This is a genomic window from Streptomyces sp. DG2A-72 (genome assembly GCF_030499575.1).
In the GTDB taxonomy this organism is placed as follows: Bacteria; Actinomycetota; Actinomycetes; order Streptomycetales; family Streptomycetaceae; genus Streptomyces.
The window spans coordinates 3,802,536-3,823,585 of sequence record NZ_JASTLC010000001.1; the positions used below are offsets into that span (position 1 = coordinate 3,802,536).

At 69.9% G+C, this 21,050-nt stretch carries 15 protein-coding genes and 3 pseudogenes; 8 read left to right on the top strand and 10 right to left on the bottom strand.

Annotated elements, in window-relative coordinates; translation table 11 throughout:
• The first annotated feature begins 25 nt into the window (after window positions 1-25).
• Genes QQY66_RS17935 through QQY66_RS17945 form a run of 3 tightly spaced genes read left to right on the top strand, consistent with a single transcriptional unit; the run spans window position 26 to window position 3,710 of the window.
• Window positions 26-805 (top strand): isopentenyl transferase family protein, encoded by a 780-nt coding sequence (locus QQY66_RS17935; RefSeq protein WP_301981367.1) that lies wholly within the window; start codon window positions 26-28, stop codon window positions 803-805.
• The gene (locus QQY66_RS17940) at window positions 802-2,148 is read left to right on the top strand and encodes an FAD-binding protein (protein WP_301981368.1); all 1,347 of its coding nucleotides are present in this window, start codon (window positions 802-804) and stop codon (window positions 2,146-2,148) included. Before QQY66_RS17935 ends, QQY66_RS17940 begins: the two co-directional genes overlap by 4 nt.
• A complete protein-coding gene (locus tag QQY66_RS17945; RefSeq protein WP_301981369.1) occupies window positions 2,145-3,710 on the top strand; it encodes a TIGR00730 family Rossman fold protein in 1,566 nt (521 codons plus the stop codon). Before QQY66_RS17940 ends, QQY66_RS17945 begins: the two co-directional genes overlap by 4 nt.
• Window positions 3,711-3,862: 152 nt before the next feature.
• On the opposite strand, the gene QQY66_RS17950 is transcribed toward QQY66_RS17945, so the two are convergent.
• The 3 genes from QQY66_RS17950 to QQY66_RS17960 all read right to left on the bottom strand — a co-directional run bounded on the left by QQY66_RS17950 (window position 3,863) and on the right by QQY66_RS17960 (window position 5,506).
• Window positions 3,863-4,357: a hypothetical protein gene (locus QQY66_RS17950; protein WP_301981370.1), complete on the bottom strand. Its 495-nt coding sequence runs from the start codon at window positions 4,355-4,357 to the stop codon at window positions 3,863-3,865.
• 99 nt (window positions 4,358-4,456) lie between these two features.
• Entirely contained in the window at window positions 4,457-4,891 is a 435-nt protein-coding gene (locus QQY66_RS17955) for a VOC family protein (RefSeq protein ID WP_301981371.1), read from the bottom strand.
• A 42-nt stretch (window positions 4,892-4,933) separates the two neighbouring features.
• Window positions 4,934-5,506, bottom strand: a complete 573-nt coding sequence (locus QQY66_RS17960) for a dihydrofolate reductase family protein (RefSeq protein ID WP_301981372.1) — start codon at window positions 5,504-5,506, stop codon at window positions 4,934-4,936.
• A gap of 320 nt (window positions 5,507-5,826) precedes the next feature.
• On the opposite strand from QQY66_RS17960, the gene QQY66_RS17965 reads away from it, so the two are divergent.
• The 3 genes from QQY66_RS17965 to QQY66_RS17975 are packed head-to-tail and all read left to right on the top strand — an operon-like array spanning window position 5,827 to window position 12,236.
• Window positions 5,827-10,383 (top strand): CHAT domain-containing protein, encoded by a 4,557-nt coding sequence (locus QQY66_RS17965; RefSeq protein WP_301981373.1) that lies wholly within the window; start codon window positions 5,827-5,829, stop codon window positions 10,381-10,383.
• A gap of 47 nt (window positions 10,384-10,430) precedes the next feature.
• A complete protein-coding gene (locus QQY66_RS17970) occupies window positions 10,431-11,204 on the top strand; it encodes a hypothetical protein (RefSeq protein ID WP_301981374.1) in 774 nt (257 codons plus the stop codon).
• 51 nt (window positions 11,205-11,255) lie between these two features.
• Window positions 11,256-12,236 carry a tetratricopeptide repeat protein gene (locus QQY66_RS17975; RefSeq protein ID WP_301981375.1) on the top strand — a complete coding sequence of 327 codons (981 nt, stop codon included), beginning with the start codon at window positions 11,256-11,258 and terminating at the stop codon, window positions 12,234-12,236.
• 323 nt (window positions 12,237-12,559) lie between these two features.
• On the opposite strand, the pseudogene QQY66_RS17980 reads toward QQY66_RS17975, so the two are convergent.
• The 3 genes and pseudogenes from QQY66_RS17980 to QQY66_RS17990 form a co-directional block, all read right to left on the bottom strand.
• Window positions 12,560-13,726: pseudogene (locus QQY66_RS17980) on the bottom strand (acyltransferase family protein); the annotation flags it as partial.
• Between the two features lie 232 nt (window positions 13,727-13,958).
• Window positions 13,959-14,213, bottom strand: coding sequence for a hypothetical protein (locus QQY66_RS17985; protein ID WP_301981376.1), 255 nt, complete (start codon window positions 14,211-14,213; stop codon window positions 13,959-13,961).
• Window positions 14,214-14,414: 201 nt separating this feature from the next.
• Entirely contained in the window at window positions 14,415-15,521 is a 1,107-nt protein-coding gene (locus tag QQY66_RS17990; protein ID WP_301981377.1) for a DUF4037 domain-containing protein, read from the bottom strand.
• Between the two features lie 128 nt (window positions 15,522-15,649).
• Between QQY66_RS17990 and QQY66_RS17995 the strand changes: the two genes are divergently transcribed.
• Window positions 15,650-17,506, top strand: coding sequence for a leucine-rich repeat domain-containing protein (locus tag QQY66_RS17995; RefSeq protein WP_301981378.1), 1,857 nt, complete (start codon window positions 15,650-15,652; stop codon window positions 17,504-17,506).
• Between the two features lie 6 nt (window positions 17,507-17,512).
• Here QQY66_RS17995 and QQY66_RS18000 read toward each other — a convergent pair whose 3' ends face one another.
• Window positions 17,513-17,833, bottom strand: a complete 321-nt coding sequence (locus QQY66_RS18000) for an SCO4225 family membrane protein (protein ID WP_301981379.1) — start codon at window positions 17,831-17,833, stop codon at window positions 17,513-17,515.
• Between the two features lie 562 nt (window positions 17,834-18,395).
• Here QQY66_RS18000 and QQY66_RS18005 point away from each other — a divergent pair.
• Window positions 18,396-18,821 (top strand): hypothetical protein, encoded by a 426-nt coding sequence (locus QQY66_RS18005; protein ID WP_301981380.1) that lies wholly within the window; start codon window positions 18,396-18,398, stop codon window positions 18,819-18,821.
• A gap of 18 nt (window positions 18,822-18,839) precedes the next feature.
• On the opposite strand, the gene QQY66_RS18010 is transcribed toward QQY66_RS18005, so the two are convergent.
• The 3 genes and pseudogenes from QQY66_RS18010 to QQY66_RS18020 all read right to left on the bottom strand — a co-directional run.
• Window positions 18,840-19,265: a hypothetical protein gene (locus QQY66_RS18010; RefSeq protein ID WP_301981381.1), complete on the bottom strand. Its 426-nt coding sequence runs from the start codon at window positions 19,263-19,265 to the stop codon at window positions 18,840-18,842.
• A gap of 157 nt (window positions 19,266-19,422) precedes the next feature.
• A pseudogene (locus QQY66_RS18015) lies at window positions 19,423-20,103 on the bottom strand (pectate lyase); the annotation flags it as partial.
• A gap of 213 nt (window positions 20,104-20,316) precedes the next feature.
• Window positions 20,317-20,901 (bottom strand): annotated as a pseudogene (locus tag QQY66_RS18020) (RICIN domain-containing protein); the annotation flags it as partial.
• Between the last annotated feature and the right edge of the window lie 149 nt (window positions 20,902-21,050).

Genomic DNA, 21,050 nt, shown 5'->3' on the forward strand with positions numbered 1-21,050 from the left:
ACCGGCCCTGAAAGCAGGAATTCTCATGTCCGATACCAGGAATCCCACTTCTGAGACACATCCTGTCGTCCATGTGATCGCGGGGCCGACCGGCGTCGGCAAGAGTGCGGCCGCCACCGCCATGGCCCAGGTCACCGGCGCGCCGATCGTCGTCGCCGACCGGCTGCAGTGCTTCGTGGACATGGCCACCACAAGCGCCCGGGCGGGGGCCGACGTGCCGAGCGTGCGCCGGCACTGGCTCGGCGACCGCACCGTCGCGGACGGCGACCTCTCCGCGAGCGAGGCGGCGGACGCGCTGGTCACGCTGGTCCAGCAGCAGGCCACACAGCACCAGCACCGTTTCGTGATCGTCGAGGGCGGATCCATCTCGCTGCTGCGGGAGCTGTCCGCCCGCACGGCCGAGTTGCCCTGGCGCGTGAGCGTACGTCTGCTGTCTCTGCCCGATCACGACGACTACCTCGCCACTCTCACCCGCCGCGCACGCGTCATGCTCACCGCGTCACCCCCGGACAGGAGCCTGATCGACGAACTGGCCACGCTCTGGCACGATCCCCGGCAGCGGCTGTTCGTGGCCTCCGTGAACGGTTTCGAAGCAGTTCTCGAATGCTGTGCCAAGTACTCACTCGACGTGGAGTCCCTGGGCAAGCAGCAGCTTCCCGAACAACTGCTGACGCGGATGGCCGAGTTGATCGCCGTACGCCACGCGGAGCACGGTCGCCTGCAGCACCGGGTGTTCTCCGAGATCTTCGAGGACCTCATCCACGAACCCGGGCCGGACCTCGACATGATGCAGGTCGCCGTATGAGGCCGGCCTCCCTGCGTGTGCCCCCACCGGGCACGGCCCACAGCGATGCCACCTGCCCCACGCCCGATTTCGGCCACATCGTGGCATCCCGCCCCCTGGATGTCCGCACGCCCCACACCGGCGACGAGCTCCGCGACATCGTTGCCTTCGCCGGCCCGCGGGGGATACCGGTCTCCGCGCGGGGCGGCGGGTACTCGATGTACGGCCAGGGACGGGCCGAGGGCGGATACCTCATCGACATGCGCGCGTTGAACGCGGTGCAGCGCACGGCGGACGAACGGACCCTGGTCGCCGAGGCGGGCGCGAGATGGCGCGACGTCGTACAGGCCGCCCTCGCCGAGGGCTTCGCCCCGCCGGTGCTCCCCGACCATCTCGGTGCCAGTGTCGGCGGGACACTGAGCACCGGTGGCTTCGGTGCGTCCAGCCACCGGTACGGCCTCGTCGCCGACGCGGTGAGCGAAGTGGAGGTCGTCACCGGCACCGGCGAGCAGGTGACCTGCTCGCGCCGGCGCCGGCCCGACCTGTTCGACACGGTCCTGGCCGGCCTCGGCCAGTGCGCGCTGATCGTCCGGGCCACCCTCCGCCTGGTGCCCGCGCCTGCTCTCGTACGCCGCTACCGCCTCCACTACTCGCTCCCCGGGCCGTACTTCGCCGATCAGCGCCGACTCGCTCACCACGACCACTTCACCCATGTCTCCGGTCAGGCGCGGCCCGCACTCGACGGAGCCTGGGACTACGTGATCGACGCCGTCACCCCGCACACCGGTCAGCGTCCCCCGGACGACGCCGCGCTGACCGACGGTCTCCGTCACGACCGTGACGTCGAGGAGATCGAGGACCTCTCCTACGCGGAGTTCCTGTACCGCATGGACCGCGACGAGCGCATCCTGCGCGTCACCGGCGAATGGGAACGCCCGCATCCGTGGCTGACACTCCTGCTCCCGGAGGCGGCCGCCGTCTCCTTCGTCCCGGCGATCCTGGCCGACAGCGGCCAGCAGGGACTGCGCACGTGCGGAACGGTCCAGCTGCGCCCCCTCGGCTCCGACCGGCTGCGTGCCCCCATGCTGCGCAAACCGATGGGGGAAGACCTGTGTCTGGTCTCCCTGATGCGCACGGCACCACCCGCCGACGCGGACGCGGTGCGGCAGGCACTCGCCGCCAACCGGGAGCTGTACGAGCGGGCACGGGAGCTGGGTGGGACCCTCCACGCGGTCAGCGCCGTGCAGATGACTCCGCGGGACTGGCAGGCCCACTTCGGGCCGGCCTGGGAGGGCTTCGCCCGGGCCAAAACACAGTACGACCCGCACCAGATCCTCACCCGGGGGTACGACCTGTGGCCGTGACCGGAGTAACCATCTTCTGCGGCTCCGCGCCCGGGTCGCGCCCCGGCTATGTGCGTACGGCCGCCCAGTTCGGGCATGCCCTGGCCGAGGCCGGTCTGCGCCTCGTCTACGGCGGTGCACGCTCGGGGCTCATGGGCGCGGTCGCCGACGCGGCCCTGGCCGCCGGGGGCACGGTGACCGGAGTCGTGCCACGCCGCATGCTGCCGTACGAGATCGCGCACACGGGGCTGACGGAGCTGGAGGTGGTGGCGGACATCCACGTGCGCAAGGCACGTATGGCCGAGCTGGGTGACGCCTTCGTGGCGCTGCCGGGCGGCCTGGGCACGGCGGAGGAACTGCTGGAAGTGATTTCCTGGGCCCAGCTGCACATCCACCGCAAGCCCTGCCTCCTGCTGGACCCGGACGGCTTCTACCGTCCGCTGCTGGCCTTCCTGGAACATGCCCGGGACGAGGGCTTCCTCAGGACCGGGGACCTGGAGCGGATCACGGTGTGCACTTCGGCCCGGGAAGTGGTGGAACTGCTGGCGGGCACCTCCGGCGAGACATCCGCGGGCACTCGCGCCGAGCGGTCCGGTGCTTCGACTCCGGCTCCGGCTCCGGCTCCGGCTCCGATACGGCTGCCACGGGGCCGGACGGCGTTCCTGTTCTCGGGCGCCGGATCCCAGCAGCCGGGCATGGGCCGCGAACTCCACGCGGAGTTCCCGGTGTTCGCGGCTGCCCTCGACGAAGTCTGCGCGCTCCTCGACCCGTACCTCGATCTGCCTCTGCGGGACGTGATGTTCGCCGAGCCGGGCACCCGGACCTCGGCGCTGCTCGACCGGATCGCGTTCGGGAATCCGGCCATCTTCGCGCTCCAAGTCGCGCAGTACCGGCTGCTGGAGAGCTGGGGGCTGGAACCGGACGTGGTGTTCGGATACTCGGCGGGGCGCATGGCCGCGGCGCACGTCACCGGTGTCTTCTCCCTGGCGGACGCCTGTCGCGCGGTAGGTGCCCTGTGCCGGCTGATGGACGCGCTGCCGGGCCAGGGAGCCATGGCCGCGCTGGAGGCCGCGCCGCAGGAGCTGCCACCGACGCCCGGGATGGTGGTCGCGGCGGTCAACGGCCCCAGAGCCGTGGTCGTCTCGGGCGACCGGGACGCGGTGACGGCCCTGCACGAGGAGTGGACGGTCCGCGGCCACCGGAGTCGGCTGCTTCGCGTGAGCGTGGCCGCGCACTCTCCGCAGCTCGACCCGATCCTGGACGACTTCCTCAGGACGCTGAGGACGTTGCGCCTCGCAGTACCGCACACAGCGCTGATCTCCGACATCACGGCGGAGCCGGTCGGGGCCGAGGCGACCACACCGGAGTTCTGGGTACGAGAGCTGCGCGAACCCGTCCGGTTCGCGGACGCGGTCGGCCGGCTGCACAAGGACGGTGTGACGACCTGTCTCGAACTGGGCCCGGGCGACGTGCTGACCGACATGCTCGGCGGCTGCCTCCCCGATACCGGCCAGCCCCTGACCGCACTGGCGATGTACCGGGACTGGCAGGCCCTGCGCACGGGGGCCGGCATGCCCCACTGATCGCCACCTTCACCTGACTTCGCACACCCCGTTGACTCGTTGGACGGGGAGGCACCTCAGACGACGCCGTGGACGTTGTGCCCGGTCGGATCGGGACGGCACCCCCATCACGCGCACGTTTGATTCTCGTCACCCGCTCCATGACAAACCCCTCAGCCCTCCGTGCGGGGCCGCAGGGTCACGTGGAAGTTCTCTCCGCCGTAGAGGGACTCGTAGCGGATCTCCAGGTGCAGGCGCCGAGTTATGAGGTCTATGAACTCGGCGTGAGCGTGTGGCTCGTACGGGTCCACGCTCAGCAAGAACTCCTCGTAGTCGGTGGCGATGGTCTGCGACTCGGTGAACGTCACGGCGTAGGGCCATGCGACGAGGCCTTCACGTGCCCTGTCCGCGCCGGCCTTGTTCCACACGCCGATCACTTCGCCGTCCACCGTCAGGGATGTGCTGAGGACGACGGCCGGGCCGAGACCGGCGTTGATGAGCCTGATCCCGGCCTTTTGCCCCTTGGACATCCTTCGTTGCAACTGGAGTATGGGCCGCACCGAGTGGCGGTTGTGCTGCCGTGTCGCGCGGACTTCGTAGACCGAGACGGCGAACGATGCCACGGCGATCGCGACGGCACACGCCGCGATGACCGTCTCCCCGTCCATTCCGGGCCGCCCCCTCCTTCGACTCATCCCGCTTGGAATGCCCGAAGAAGGAAGAACCCATGCGCCCCGGTGCCGGAGAGCTTGGATGGTCGTCAACCCTCAGTCGAGACAGAACTCGTTGCCCTCGACGTCCTGCATCGCGATGCACGACTCGTTCTCGTCATCGGCAGGCAGCAGTTGCACGCGTACCGCGCCGAGCGCGACCAGTCGTGCGCACTCGGCTTCGAGCACGGCGAGGCGTTCTTCACCCACGAGCCCGGTGCCTACCCGCACGTCGAGGTGCACCCGATTCTTGACGACCTTGCCTTCGGGAACGCGCTGAAAGTACAGTCGCGGGCCCACACCCGAGGGATCACTGCAGGCGAACCATGAACCCTGATCCTCAGGCGGCAGGGAACGGTTGAAGTCGTCCCACGTGGCGAACCCTGACGGTGGCGGCGGTACGACGTACCCCAACACCTCGCACCAAAAACGAGCGACGCGCTCAGGTTCTGCGCAGTCGAAGGTGACCTGGAACTGCTTGATCGACGCCATCGGCACACCATAACGAGACCCTGGATGCCATCGCCGCACGGGTCAGCGGACGACGTCGAAGACGTTCCACTGCAGACCGTTGGCGTAGACCCCGTGCTCGACGAGCTTCAGCTTCTGGGTGTCCTTGTCCGTGGCGCTGAAGAGCCGCTTGCCCGCGCCGAGCAGGAGCGGGAAGACGAGCAGGTGGTAGCGGTCGATCAGGCCGGCGTCCGACAGGGCCTGGTTCAGGGTGGCGCTGCCGTGGACGATGATCGGGCCGCCTTCGGTCTCCTTCAGCGTGGCGACTTCGTCGAGCGAGCGCAGGATCGTGGTCTCGCCCCAGTTCGACACCAGGTCGTCCCCGGTGAGGGTGGTGGAGACGACGTACTTCGGCATCACCTTGTAGCCGGGGAAGTCCTCCATGTCGGGCCACACCGGGCTGAACGCCTCGTAGCTGGTCCGGCCCAGCAGCATCGCGGTGGCTTCCTTCTGCTCCCGGCCCTTGATCTCGTATGCCTCGGGGAGGAACTCGATGTCCTTGAAGGTCCACCCCGTGTTGCGGTAGCCGGGCTCGCCGCCGGGGGCCTCCACGACGCCGTCGAGCGAGATGAAAGCGGTGCTGATCAAAGTACGCATCAGGGTTCCTCGGTGTCTCGTGTCCGGGGTGTCTCGTGCCCGGTTCTCAGCAGGTTCGGTGGCGTGGGCGCACGCTACGCCCACACTCGCGGCTGCGGCGCACCAACCACGAACTCTGACTGCGGATCACGCAGAGACTCATCGGTCGCCTCCCGCGCATCACCGCGGCCTTCCGCAGTCGTACGCAGCCGTAGGGACTGTGACGTCGGCCGCTTACCCCCGAGTTCGCCCCGGTTCCCGCTCCCGGCCTCAGCCTTGCGTGGCATCATGCGCGGAACGTCGTACGACGGCGTGGACGGACGCACAGCCACGGGGTACGCATGTTGTGCAGAGCACTGGCGAAGGCATGGGCGGACACGGTCCGGATTCCCGGAGTCGCCGAAGACGGTCTACCCGACGCCCGCACCTGGGTCGCCGAGCTGACGCTGCTGGGCAATCCACAGGCGGTGTACGACAAGGTAAGCCGCAGCCACCCCAGTTGGCGCGCGGCCGGCACGCTCGCGCTGCTGCTCAGTGCGCGGGACGCGATGGCCCGGGGCGAGGAGCCCACCCCGCCGGTCGAGGGGGCGGGGGAACTGCTCCTCCTCGTCCTCGCCTCGCCCGACGCCTCGGAGAAGTCCGTGTGGACCAGCGCCGTCCGGGGGATCATCCTGGGCTACGACCTTTTCATGGGCCACGGTTACTTCCTCATCGGCGCCACTCACCACCTCGAACGGGAGCGGGAAGCCCACCGCACCTATCAACTGGCGGCCCGCGAGTACGCCACCGGCAGGTCCCAGGGCGCCGTGATCCTGGCCGCCCTCGCCCGGCTGGCCGCCGCGATCACCCGGCCCGACCTCGACACGGGGGCCCGCGACCCCGGGGTCCGCACCGCCCTCACCGAACTGGCGAACCTGGATGCCTCGGTGGTGGCCGGGCTGGAGCGGGCCTGGGAGAGCCACCTGGCGGAGCGAGGAGCGGCCGTACCGCGCATACCCGTGCGGGACCGGGCTCAGCCGTCGGCTCAACTCCCGTCTCCCGCAAGGCCGGTACGACCTTCGACGCCGTCCCCGGCCGCCGCGGAGGAAGTCCAGCGCGGGGCCGAGTTGCACAAGGCCGACCAGCTCGGGAAAGACGCGCTGGCCTCGCTCCGGAACGTCCCGCGCGCCCTGGAGCTCGCCAGGGAGGCTGACCGCATCGCGGCCGAGCACGGCCGGAAACCCACCGTGCTGGCCGCACTTGGCGACGAGTTGGTGCGTCGACGTGCCTGGGCGGAGGCCTACACCGTGCTGGAGGAGCGGCGGCGCGTCCAGCCGGCGGACCGGAAGGTCGTCCACCTGATGGCCCGTTGCCGCTTCGAGCGCGGGCTGTACTTCGCGGGCCGGAAGTTGCTGACCGATCTGCTCGGGCAACCGCCGGGGCCGGAGGACGTGGAGACGCTCACGTTCCTGTGCACCATCGCGGTCGGGCTCGGTGGTGATCCTGAACTCGGCCGCTGGAAAGAGGAGTTGAAGCGGCTCGACCCCCTCCAGGAACCCCTCCCGGACAGGCTGACCACGCCCCGCACACCCCGGACGAAGATCCACGTCGACCGGGGTGCCGACGCCGACAACAGGAACCGGCCCGCGCGCCGGGGCGGCTTCGACCCGACCGGCATGTCCCAGGACGAGTTCCAGGCCAACTTCCTCGCGTCGTTCGTCGAATGGCTCCCCGAAGAGCAGCGCGCCGAGGCGACGCGGGACCTCACCAGGGACGATCCCGAGCTGACGGCCGAGGTGGGGCGGCTGCGGGACCGCAGTCGGGCCGAGGAACACTTCAAGGCGGGCGAAAGGTACTTCGGCACGGGCCGGTTGGACGACGCCGAGCGTGAGTACGAGGCGGCGATCGCGCTCGACCCCGACCACGGTTACGCCTGGCACTGCCTCGGAGACGTCTGGTACCTGCGCCGGAAGTACGACCTGGCCCAGGCGTACTGCGAGGAGTCCGTCGCCATCCAGCCCAGCGCGCAGGGGCTGTGGCTGATCGGCGAGTGCCTGCGCAACGGCGGGGCAGGGGCTCACCGCGCTCGCGCGTACTACCAGAAGGCCCTCGAACTGGACCCGGACTACGGGGCCGCGCGCAAGGCCCTCGCCGAACTCGACAGGACGAACCCGCCCCGACCGTTCGGCAGGCAGGGACGGCTGGAGGGCTCCCTGGACGCCGAGGGCGTCCTCCGCGCCCTGGGAATCATCAGCGGACCCCGCAAGTCGGGCCGGGCGAAAGGCAGTTCACGCCCTGTCAGCTCTGGTGATCCCGGCAGCGGCCACGGCGGCAGACTCGTCTCGGCCGCACAGGACAACGATCCTGACGGCTTCGCCCAGGTCGCCGAGGACAACGACCGCACCGCCGCCTGGATCGCCGCCGCGTCGCCCGACGCACTGTTCCAGGCCATCTTGCAGGCGATGACCATCGGTTACCACTACCAGATCAAGGACCGGGACCACACCCGCTGGACCCTGTGGGCCGAACGGCAGCTCCAGCTCGCCCGAGCCCTGCCCAGGGATCTCGCCCCGGCCCCGCGTCGCCTCGGCCTCGGCCGTGACCGCCTGCTAGCCGACGCCTACGCGGTGGTCGCGGCCGTACGGACCGCCGAGCACCGGCTGCCGGAAGCCAAGGCCTGTCTCCTCCAGGCCCGGGAACTGCTCCTCGCGGACGAGGCCGCGATGCGGGCCGCCGGGATCACCGAGAGCGAGTACGACCGGCTGTTCTCGCAGACCAGCCCGCACGCCTCGACCCTGCACAGCCTCGCCACCGTGTGCGACCGGCTCGGCGATCGGGCCGCCTGCCTGACGTACACCCGCGAGGCGCGTGCGGCGGAGGCGGCGCACCCCACCACCGGCACCCAGGTCGACACCCTCGCCGCCGTCAGTCATATCGCCCTAGAACGGGGCATGACGGACGATGGTATCGGCGCGATCCAGGAGGCCGTCTACCTCGCCGAGGACGAGAATCCCCGGCTCGTGCTGCCGTACACGCTGATCAGGGCGCTCACCATGCTCGGCCGGACCAGGCACCGGCTCGGTTTCCACCGCAGCGCCCTCGCCTGCTTCGTGCGTGCCCGGGAGCTCGATCGGACCGGCAACTCCGCCCGGCTGTCGGCAAACCACTTCGACATCGCCCGGGTGCTGCGGGCCCGCCCCGACATCGGCGAGGCCCTGGGCGGCGACGCCCGCCACCATCTGGAACAGGCCGTCATCCACGCGAGTGTCCCGCAGGAGGGGAGCACCGCCACCCCGCTCGACTGGACCGCCTCCGACGGCACCCGCCACCGTGTCATCGACACCGCGGACGCCACCCCCGCACTCCTCGAACTCGCCGGTCTGCTCCAGGAATCGGGGGAATACGACACCGCCGTACACCTTCTGACCATGGTTACCGATGCCGCCGTACAACTGCGCGCGAAAGCCGCCGACCCCGAGCAGCGCATCGCCGTACAGAACGAGCAGATGGCCGCCTTCACCCAGCTGACCCGGCTGCACTTCCGGCGTGCCGCCGAGGGCGATCCCGGCTCGCACGCGCGCGCCGCCTGGGCCGCCCACGAGTCCATGCGGGCCCGCACCTTCCTCGACACCCTCGGCGAGGGCGACCTGCCCGCACCGGCCGGCGTCCCGCGCGAACTCGTGGCGCGCGAGGCGACCCTGCTGGCCCGGCGGCGCAGGCTGCGCGGCCTGCCGGGGGACCGCAGCCCGGCGTTCTGGGACTCCTACCGCGAGATCGAGGGCGAACTGGACGACCTGTGGGCCCAGGTGCTCCGTCGGGCCCCGTCCGCCGCGGACTACGTCCAGGTACGGCAGGGCAGTCCGGCCGACCCCGCCGACATCGCCCGCCGCCTGGCGACGGGCGCGGACGACGGTCGTACGGTCGTCCTGGCGAGCCTTGTCCTCCTCGACGACCACACGCTGGGCGTGATCGCGCTGCGCTCCGACGGCACGGGGCCGGTGCTGCGCAGCCGGGCAGCCGACGTCCGCGAACTGGGCGGGTTCGTACGGCAGAACTTCGGCGCCGCCGACCGGGTGCGGCTGCTCGCCACCGACGCGGAAGATCTCTTCCAAGCCCAACTCGCCCCGGTCCGCGAGCTGTTGACGAGCGTCTGTGACCCCGGTGAGCGGCTGCTCGTCTGCCCCACGGGTTTTCTGCACCACGTCCCGCTCGGCGCCGTCCGCACCGGAGGGCGGGGCGGCGAAGTCCTGCTGGAGCGCAACCCCTTGGGCGTCCTGCCCAGCGGCTCCTTCCTGCGCGGCCGGGACGGGAGCGGTCACGACCGGACGGGCCTCCGGGGGCCCCACGGCATACAGATCTTCGGCGATCCCACCGGAGACCTCCCCGGCGCCCGGAAGGAAGCCCAACTCCTCGCCCGGACACCGGGATCCCGGCTCACCCTGGGGTCCGGGGCCACCGTCGACGTCGTCCGCCGCGCGCTCACCGGGTCCTCGGTGCTGCATCTCGCCGCGCACGCCCGCTTCGATCCCGACGATCCGCTCGGCTCGGGCGTCCTGCTGGCCGGGGGCGGCGTCCTCACCGCGCGGGACGTGATCCGCTTGCGTGCCCCGGACCTCTCCCTGGTGACGCTGTCCGCCTGCGAGACCGGCGTGAGCGCGACCGATGCCGCCGACGAACTCATGGGTCTGCCCAGGGCGTTGCTGTTCGCCGGGGCGGACTCGGTGGTCGCCGGGCTGTGGAAGGTGCCGGACGATGCCACGGTGACGATCATGCGGGCGTTCTACGACGGGATCGGCCGCCAGGGTCTCGCCAGGATCGACGCCCTGCGCGCCGCCGCCCTGGAGGCGAGGGAGCAGGAGCGCGACCCGGCGCGGTTCGACCGCTGGGCCGGATTCCAACTGGTCGGCGCCTGGCAGTGACCTGCGCAGGCCACGCACACGCACAACAAGGTATGGAGCGGACCGAAGTGACAGTGACCGAGCACGAGTTCACCTACAGCGTGGAACTCGACCTCGATGCCGACCACGAGGAAATGGGGATGTTACGGGAGGCTGCGCCGACCCCGGGGACGGGATCCTTGTCCCGCGTGGCCGCCCCTGAGCAGTCCCTCTGGGGCGTCGACCAGCCCCCCGTGGTCGTGAGCGACGAGGACCTCAGATTCCTGCGCCGCGAGAACCGGATGGCCGTCGCCCGCGCCGCTCCCACCAAGGTGGAGAGCACCGACCTGCCGCCCGGCACCGCCGCCTACCACGTACCGCTGCTCTTCGTCCTGCACGCGCACCCTGAGTGCGCGTTCACCTACGCCCGACTCCAGGTGGACCTCACGCCGACCCCGGGCAGCACCGTCATCGACATGTCGCCGCGCGAGGTGCAGGAGCTGCCGATGGAGATCGAGAGCCGACGGGTCGTCGGGCTGTCCTTCAAGGCCGTGCCGAGCGTCTTCGACCTCAGCACCTCGCACGAGCAGGCGCTGACGCAGACCATGTACGTGCCCACGCTGACGACCTCCGGCGTCGGCTTCACCAAGGCCTGCTGGGACTTCTACCCCAGGTCCGGCTATCTCCACGCCGACCAGGAACTCCACATCCTGCTGCGCGCCCCGGCCGACACCCCCGTCCTCGCCGGTCTCACCGTCCGCGCCAAGGTCACCCGGCGCGGCCGTAAGGGCGGATTCCCCCTGCTCGCCAGAGTCCGGGACCTGCACAGGCCCGTTCACCTGGCCGGGCCCGAACCAGTCTGAGAGCCGGACGTGTTCGACGAGTACGTACACGATCCCGCGGCCCTGCGCGCCATGGACCGACTTATCGTCCGGATGGACAGCCGGCGCCTCGACTTCGACCGTGGTCTGGCGTTCGACCAGCAGGCCCTGCGCGATGCCGACCTGGTCCTGCGGGCGGCGCGTGGCACGCCGGTCGAGGGGCCGACCGCGGTCATGGTCGCCGGAATCCACTATCTGCGGTTCATCGATCTGCCCCAGGCGGAGGGCCAGGCATCCCTGGAGGCGGCGGTCGCGCTGACCGTGCCCTACGCCCGCCACGATCCACGGATCCGGAGTCTCCTCAAGGGGTTCGCCCAGACCGCCCCGGAGCTGCTTCCCCCTGATCTGCGCGCACAACTGCACACCCCGGGGATGACCTTCGGCAAGTTCAAGACCAACTCCGCGGCGGACATCCTTAAGCGGGCCAAGCCCACGTCCGCCGGCGACCCGGGACTGCGGTACGCCATCACGCTGTTCCGGCACGCCCTCGACGACCTCTCCGCGACTCCGGCCGATCGCGCCGACACGCTCAACCAGCTGGCCATGGCCTACGAGAAGCGGCAGGAACTGTCCGGTGCCGTCACCGACATGGAGCCGGTGATCCGCACCTGGCGGGAGGCGGTGGCGACCGTGCCCACCGGGACGCAGGAGCACGCCATCTACCTCCACCGGTTGAGCGCCGCCCTGGAGAAACGCTTCGAACTGCGCTCGGACCCGGCCGACCTGGACGAGTCGGTGACGACCGCCCGCGCGGCCTGCGAGGCCGTAGCCCGAAGTCACTGGCTCGTCCCGATGTTCCGGAACAACCTCAGTCTCGCGCTGTGCCGCCGGGGGAACGCCGCAGACCTGGACGAGGCCGTGACCGCCGCCCGTACCGCGCTCAGCGCGGCAGGCCCCGACCACAAGGCGATCACCCTGTTCCGCACCACTCTGACCAAGGCCTTGCACGCCCGTTTCAGGAACACCGGAGACTGGCGCGACCTGCGGGAGGCGATGCGCCTGGACGGAGCGTGATCCGTAAGCGCATTCATCACCGCCCTGGAGGATCACCGCGCACCACGCCCAGAACGTGTCGTACGCAACCCACCGCAAGGGCAACTGCGGCGACCGCAGATACGAGGATGGCCCCAAGCGCCACCGTCACACCGGCTGAAATCATTGTTGCAATCACGATGACGGTCCACCACGGCGCGTCGGACTCCATAGCGCACCCCCCAGCCGATCATGAGTACCAGGCAGGACGCCGGGCTGTGGACGATGGTTCCGCGGGCTCGATCACTGGGCGATGTGCATCGTGAAGTCGCAGGGCGGTGGGGTGTGAGGGGCGGCAGGGAAGATCGGGCCAGTCTCCGGCCCCATCTCTGCCCCGGCGCCTCGACATAGCGGTACGTCAGCACGCACAGCGGCAACAGCACGACGTAGAAGGCCACTTCGAGTACGAGGTCGTCGTGCGGCCGGCGTCCGATCGTGCCGTCGCTCACCGCCAGCAGCAGTGGATGGACGAGGTAGACCGAGTAGCTGATCGTGCCGAGTCCCGTCAGGAGGCGGGGGATGTGTCGGTGGCGCAGCGTCAGGCCTGCCGCGAAGGTGAACACGGCCAGGAGGAGGGCCAGGGTCCAGCCGCGGGGTGTGAAGTTGTCCCCGCCCATGTCCCCGCCCGTGTCCCCGTCGCCGTACGCACTTCCGACCGCGCAGGCGACCACCACGACGGCCGCGCACGCCACGTATGACCACTTGCTCTGGCCGGTGTCGGCCCGGTACACCGCCGTACCGAGGAACATCACGGCGAGGATCACCAGGCCTTCCCACACCGGGACCGTGCCGTTGAAGGCGACCAGGAGCAGTGTGAGGACGCCGCCCAGCACGCCCCCGAACATCCGCAGCGCCGCCGATCCGGTGCTCGCGCAGCAGATGGCGATCGCCATCACGACCGAGGCGAGCGCGATCAGCGGGCCGGTGCCGAGTGCGTCGGAGAGGAAAGAGACCGGCAGCGCGAGCCCTGCCGTCACGCTCAGGGCGGCGACCGCCGCCAGGGTGACGGCCACCGCGACGGAACGCCGGTGCAGGCGGACCGTGAAGAGAGCGACGACCAAGAGGTAGAAGGCCATCTCGTACGAGAGCGTCCACAGGACGAGCAGGAGATTGGGTGTGCCCAACAGCTCCTGGAACAGCGTGAGATGGGCCGCGGCCACCGAGGTGACGCTCTGTCCGCCGAAGTCCCGGATCTCCGCCACGCCCAGCGCCCCGGCTGCCAGTGCGCCGGTGACGACGGCCGCCCACAGGGGGTAGATGCGGAAGACGCGGCCGGTCCAGAACGTCCGTACGCAGCCTCGGCGTTCCAGCGATGCGGGGATGATGTAGCCGCTCACCAGGAAGAACACCAGGATGCCGTAGCGGCTGGTGTTGAACTCCGGCATCAACTCCCGTCGGAACTCCGCCATGAAGGAGTACGACGAGTGGTCGAACACCACGACCAGCGCCGCGATGCCGCGCAACGCGTCCAGCCAGCCGAGCCGCGACGGACTGGGCGGACGAGACAAACCGGGCAGTCCTGACGTGGGTAATCGGGGCGACTCGGAGAGTGAGGGCTTCATCACCCTTCTCACGAGCCGCCCTTCTTCCGTGTTCAGCTGGAGTCTTCCCTGTTCAGCCGGAGACAGAAGCAGGGCCCCGGCCCCGGGCTTGTGGCCCGGGTGCCGAGACCCGTTGCGGTGAGCTACCAGTGTCGGATCGCCGCTAGTGGCCGTGGCCGCAGCTGGAGCCGACGTGCTGGTGTTGCCCGCCCGCGTTGCCTTCGCCGTTGATCGCGTTGCCCAGGAGGCCGTTGAGGAGGCCAACCTGGCCAAGGAGGCCGACGTTCAAGTCGTGAGACTTGCAGCCTCCACCGCCGTACATGACGGGCGCGCTCTGGGCGGTCGCGGTGCCGGTGGCTATGCAGCTGAACGTACCCATCATGGCGGCCGCAACAGCGGCCTTCTGAAGCTTGCGCATGTCTCCTCCTTGCGTGAGTAGAGCGCACCATCAAAAGATCCACTTTGCGCTCGTATCGGAGGCTAATCCGATATCTCCCACGGCGCTCTTCGGAGCTGCCATACGGGGCGCGGAGCTGCCATACGGGGCACGGGACACGCCCGAACCGGCTACATCGGCCCCTTCCAGGGCCCTGGCTGATAACCCCTCACCCTTCACCGCTCACCGCGGCTTTCTCATCACGTCGCTCATGGCCCGCGTCAGTTCCGGTCGCGTCAGGACGTCCGTGCTGTCCATGAACTGGTCCGCCGACCCGACGGCCGGCAGGTCCCGGAGGGTGGGGTCGGTGATGCGGGCGCTCAGGGCGCGGGCGAAGCGTTCGGCGTGCAGGACGCGGAAGGGCCTGGAGTGGTACGGGCGGGTGGTCGGGTCCACGCGGTGGGTGAGGTCGAGCTGGTTGTGGATGCCGGCGACGATCTCGTAAGCCTGCGCGAGGTGCCGTTCGCGGGTGTGCCAGTCCGTGGCCGCGAGGGCGGCGGTCAGGACGGGGGTGAGGCGGGGGGCCGCGTGGGTGCGGGCGAAGGCGCTGCCGAGCCATTTGGCGTACGGCGGGTAGCGGCGGTCCATGAGGAGGCACAGCCGCATCAGGTCACGGACGAGGCGGGCGGCGACGACGGCGGAGCCGAGTTCGTCGCCGACTTCGCCGCAGCGGCCGACGAAGGCCTCTTCCTGGGAGATGCGCTGCCATTGGCAGGCCAGGACGTGGAGCCAGACGTCGTGCGGGTACCAGCGGAGGGTGTGGCGTAAGGGGCCGAGTTCATGGAGGCCGTCGTGGAACACGGCGCCGGCGGTGACCTCGGCGAGGAGCTGGGTGGGGGTGGCCAGCCAGTCCGTGGGGGTGACGCCCTGCCACGGGTCGAAGCCGAGTTCGTCGGTGAACCAGGCGGCGCGATGGGTGACCTCGATGCGGTGGTGGACCGGTCCGTCGGTTTCCTGCATGACGCGGGTGTCGCCGTCGCCGGTGGGGGCGAAGTGGGTGGGGTAGCCCTCGAAGGTCTTCGGAAGGTGTTCGGTCAGTACGTGTCTGATGCGGCCGCCGTGCCGGGAGACGTCGCTTCTGCGGAGGAAGAGCTGCAGACGTGGGCCCCATTCGTGGTCCGCCGAGCGGGGGGTGTCGAAGCCGAGGACTTCCGATCCGCTTCCGATACGGGCGGCGGAGTGCGGGATTCCGGGGGCGGCTTCCTCAAGGAGGGGGCGTACGGCATCTGTGTAGAAGCGGCGGGAGAGTTCAAGGCCCGGTATGAAAGGTGGCATATTCGTGAAGCTCATGCCGGAGCACCTTCCCCGTCCGCACATGATCGTGCGGAAAAGTTTCACACCCGCCGCGCGATCGTCGTACGGCATCAAGTCGCCTTGCCCGAAGGGGCGTTGTCAGACCCGTCCGCTAACGTCCCTTCATGACTTCAGGCAACGGGAACACCGCAGGTCGGCTGGACGAGTTACGCGCGGGCGTGGGGACGGCCACGCCGGTTCAGGCGCGTAAGGCGGTACGGGAACTGGTCCTCGTCGTCGACGACGGGGAGGCGCTCGAACTCGCCGTCCGGTACGCCCCTACGGCGGACCTGTCCTCCGAGATGCTGCTGCGGCTGTGGGAGGGGGCCGCCGATCCGGACGCGTTCTGTGCCGCCCTGCTCGCGCCCGCGTTCCGCCGCGAAGGACGGACCGAACTGCGGTTGCAGCGGCGCAGTTCGCTGCTGGGCCTGCGGCATCTGACCATGCTTCGTACGCTCCACGTCTTGCGGTGCAAGGAGATCACGGACCTCACCGAGGTCGGCGCGCTGAGCGGGCTGACCGAGCTCGATCTGAACGGCTGTTCGGGCATCGAGGATCTGACGCCGCTCGGCCGGCTCACCGAGCTGGTCCGGCTCAACCTGCACCGGTGCCGGGCCGTGACGGACTTCGCGCCGCTGCTGACGCTCGGGCGGCTGCGTGAGCTGGACCTGAGCGTGACCAAGGTGTCCCGGCTGTCCTCCGCCGACGGCTTCGGCCCGGCGTTCCCCGTGCTGGAGAGCCTGTCGCTGCGAGCGTGCCGTGCCTTCAAGGACGCACGGCAGCTGTCCGGGCTGCAGCGGCTCACCCGTCTCGACCTGGGCCATACGGGTGTCCGCGACCTGGCGGGCGTACGGGATCTCCCCGCCCTCACCCACCTGGACCTGCGGGACTGCGCACAACTGCGCAGCCTGACCGGCATCGACGCCCTGACGGCGCTGACCGACCTGGTCCTCGACAACTGCTCCCGCCTCAGCACCCTGCAGGGCCTCGGCGCCCACCCCCGGCTGACCCGGCTCACCATCGCGAAGTGCCCCGAACTGCGGGACCTGGTCGGGCTGTCGCCGCCGGCCGGCCTGACCGAGCTGACGATCAAGCAATGCGAGCGGCTGACGTCCGTGCGCGGCGTCGGAACGCTGCGCACCCTGACGACGTTCAGTGTCACCCTCTGCCCCGCGCTGGAGGACTACGCCGAGCTGAGTTCCCTTCCGTTGCTCAGCCACCTGAAACTGCACGGACTTGAGCAGCTCCGGGATCTCTCACCGTTCGACGCCGTCCCGGGACTGCGGCAGCTGGACATATGGCACTGCCCGGGACTGACCGACCTCGAAACACTGGGAGACCATGGCCAGTTGACCAAGTTGACGGTCGGTGTGTGCGAGAACCTGCGGACACCGGGCAGCCTCACCGGCCTGCCCGCCCTGCGGGAGCTGGAGTTCAACTGCCGGGCCATGACCGGCCTCGGATGCCTCGGCAATCTCCCCTCACTGAGGAAACTCGAGGTGATCAGCGGCACGTTGGAGAGCATCGACCCCGTGGCCGGGACCCCGCTGGTCGAAGTGGCACTCTACGGAGTGGAAGGACTGACGTCCCTCCGCGCCCTGGAGCAGTGCTCCGACCTGCGCGAGCTGACGGTCCACCGGTGCGACCATGTCGAGGAACTCCCCGTCGGCCCGCACGGCACGCTCTCCCTCGCCTTCCTGGACTGGAAGGACCTGTCACCCCTCACCGGACGTGACAGCATCCGCACGCTCCACCTCAACTCCATGAACACACTTCAGGACTTGAGCGCCCTGACCACCCTCCCCGCCCTCGCCCACCTCAGCTTCAACACCGTCTCCGCCCAGGAGAACTTCGAGACGCTGCTCGAACTGCCGGCCCTGGAGCGGCTCACGATGCCGGGAGGACTGTTCAGGAGGAGAGGGGTGTACGACGCCGTCGTGGACGAACTCGCCGCGCGCGGGGTGGCCGTATCGCACGGGTGAAGTTCTTCAGGACGCCGGGTCCGTGCTGCCGCCGCGGCGCAGGGCGCGGGCGCAGCAGCCGATGATCGTGGCGTTGACGATCGCCCCGATCACGACGGCGAGGACGAGCATCGCGCCGTTGTCCGGCAGCGCGAGCAGCACCACGCTGACCGGGGCGGTGGCGAGCAGCGGTATGACACCTGCCATGGACTCGTCCGAGCGGTCGGCGACGGTCACCGCGAGCGCCCCCACGAGCAGGACGGCACAGACGGCGAGGTAGACGCGGGCGACGACGTCGCTGAGCGCGAGACGCAGGATGCGGGGAAGGGATCGGCCGGAAGCTGTCACGGTGGTGGACTCCTCGGTGGGGTCGCGTGCTGTGCGGCGGTTCGCTCTCTTCGCCTTGGACCACACCACGGTTGACCGGCAACTCGCTTTCCATGCGTGGGCGGAGGAGTTCGCCGTTGTGGGCTGGAGAGGTATCGGATGAAGACGCCGCAGTCACCGCCTGACGCCGACTCGGCTTACCTCGCACTCGACGACCCGTGTACGGCACCCGCAGGCGATCGCCTGGCGTGGGACGAACTGCGCATCGACGACTACGACAACCAGCTGCACCGCGTTCCGATCCCTCTTGAACGTGCGCACGGCCACATATGGGCGACCAAGGCCACTGTGTGGGTTCCTGCTGGGGGTGACCAACTGGTCCTTCTGGGGGAACCCCGGAGCGGGCAGAACCATGCTCGACCAGGCGGTGAACCGCCTCATTCGGCAAGGGTGGCGCGACGCGTACCCGCAGTGACTTCGTGACCTCAAGGCCGAGCGGCTCGCTTTTCGGGACGGGTCCCCGGACCCAGACGGTATCCATGGCCTGAGCTTCGGCAGGTCGGCGGCGAGGGGGTGGGTGGCGATGTTGTTGCTCAGCGAGATCGGGATGCGACTGGGGACGGCCGCAGCCGGTGTGGGTTCGGCAATTCTGGCGGTGACCTTCGGTGATCTTGTCATGCGCTTGGTGGCTGTCTGGCTCGCCGTGATCTTCTTGAGCCTGTTCACGGTGATGGTGGTCGCGGATATCCGGGAGCGGCGGGGCCTTCCGCCGCCGAAGATCCATGGGACCGGCCGGCCCGGAGCCGCCGAATGGGTCTTCGTCGTGGTCTTCGACGCCCTCATGGCTCTCTTCGTCTACGCGGGAGTCCTCGACGTGCAGCGGGGCGGTGAAGGCGAGTTGCTGGTCGCCGGCGTGATAGCCGTCGGGATGGTGCTGCTTCTCACCGGCGGCGTCGTGCGCCGTTGGTGGCGGCATCGCCGCGCCGGGACGACCGGTGGGAGGCGTTGAACGCCTCGTTGGGCGGCGTCAACGTCCGTCGCCGGGTGGTCGGGTCCATGGATCGGCTCTGCGGACGAGTGTCGTGACGCGGTGGCCCAGGGGCGGCGGGAGGTGGTGGAGGAAGGTGTGGGCCCTGCGGCGGAGGGCGGGGGACGTGGTGGTCCGCAGGAGGGCGCGGTGGGCGACGGTGGTCTTGCCCGGCCGGCCCACGGACAGGCGGAGTTGGGACTCCCGAGGCGTCCAGTTGGGGATGACCAGGCGGGGTGGGGTGCCCACGGTCATCGTGGGCAGGTGCGGGCCGGCTCCCGCGTCGGGGTGCAGGGCCGTCACCCGCAGGTGGCGGCCCACGCCGAGGAGTTGGGCGTAGACCCAGACGTTGTGGGCGCCGGGAGGCAGGGGCCGGCCGCCGGTCAGCGTCAAGGCCTCCAGGGCGGTCGTGCCCGAGACGACCACCCGGTGCCGGCACCACAATGCTGACCTTGAGCATCGCGACCCCTCTGTACAGATCGGGAGGTACGGATCGGGAGCGGATGGCGCAGTCATCACGTTATGGGAGGATTCAGGCCAGAGCGAGTCATCACGCACGTCGGCGCGTCACTGGCTCACTGGATCACTGGTACGCGACGGCCGACTCGCTGTACTTGCAGTGCGTACCGTCCGCGCCCGTCCCCAACGACGTCGGCTCGTCACCGGAGTCGTTGCCCTTGAAGCGCTCGCAGACGGTGATGTCCTTGTCGCCGACGATCGTCACGCCCGAAAGGGTCGCGGTGTCGCCGAAGTTGGCGTTGACGCCGACGAGGACGTTTCCGGGGGCGGTCGCCTTGACGTTGCTGATGACGATGTGGCGCTGGTACTGGGTGGAGCAGTTGCCGCAGGAGCGGACCAGCTTGCCGAAGTCCTCGACCTGGAAGTTCTTGATGGTGAGGGTGCCGGCGCCGTTGAACTGGAGGACCTTGTCGTCCGCCTTGCGCGCACCGCCGCCGTCGACCACGTACGTCGCCGACGCCGACTTGCCCTTGAAGCTGGCCGCGTCCTCGCCGACGTCCTCCCACCACACGTTCTGCAGCGTGCAACTGCCCAGGCAGTGGACGCCGTCGGCGGCCGGTGAGCCGAGGACGACGTTCTTCAGGACCGCGCCGTCGGCGAGTTCGAAGAGCGGGTCCTGGCCCTCGGACTGGCTGTCGCCGCCGAGGCCGCCGAAGCCGTAGAAGCGGGCGAGGCCGCCGTCGTACGTACCGGAGACCGCGATCGTGGCCGTGACCGCCTTGTTGCCGGTGGGGGTCGGCCAGGCGCCCAGGGTGGTGCCGCCGGTGGCGGCCGGGGCGGCGGTGGGGGTCTTGGTCGCGGGGGCGGATGTGGAGGGTGTGGCCGAGGGGGACTTGGTCGCGGAGGCGGACGGCGACGGGGAGGGCGACTTGGTGGCAGAGGCCGAAGGCGTCGCAGGGGTTGTCGGCCTCGCGTCCCCCTCCCCCGCCAGCGTCCAGCTCTTCGTGCGCGCCTTGTCACACGAGTTCTGCTGCAGCAGCCCCGCCTTCACATTGAGGCACTTGGCGCTCTCCGCGTTGACCAGGTGGTACGCGTCCCCGACCGCCGCCGGCTTCCACACCTGCGCGGCACTGCCGTCACACGCCTGCAGCTGTACGGCCTTCCCCGCCGACTTCGACGCGCCCTTCACCCCGGCGCACAGCGCGCCGTCCGACGACTTGACGGTGAATCCCCCGTCGCTGTCGGCCAGTTGCCAGGTCTGGGCAGTCTGCTCGGAGCCGGTGTTCGCGCACGCGGCCGTCGCCAGCTGGGTTCCGGCCGCGGTCGACGGTACGGTCACGCAGGTGCTGTCGGCGGCGTTCACCAGGTGATACGTGTCGGCGCCGGGGCCCGATGCCGACGCCGTCATCAGCACACCGCCGGTGACCGCGCCCGCGCCGAGCGCCATGACCAGGCCGCCGATCAGCACTCCCCTGCGGCGGCTCGTCTTCCTGCGCCGTGGCCTGCGCACAGCTGCTCTCTCGCTCACGTCGTCGCTCTCGTTCGGAGGTTCGGAGGGCGGAAGCGGCCCGCCGAGACAGCCGTGCGCTGCCTTCTGCCGCATCGGATGCCACTCCTGTGCCACTCCTGCCGCATCAGCCGCCTCTCGGACCGCTTCCGCCCCTTCTGTTGCCGCAGGAGGGGGAAGGGTTGCCGCGGGGACGAGATTCTTTTGCGCGCCGATCTTTGCGCGCCGACCCTGCACGCCGACCT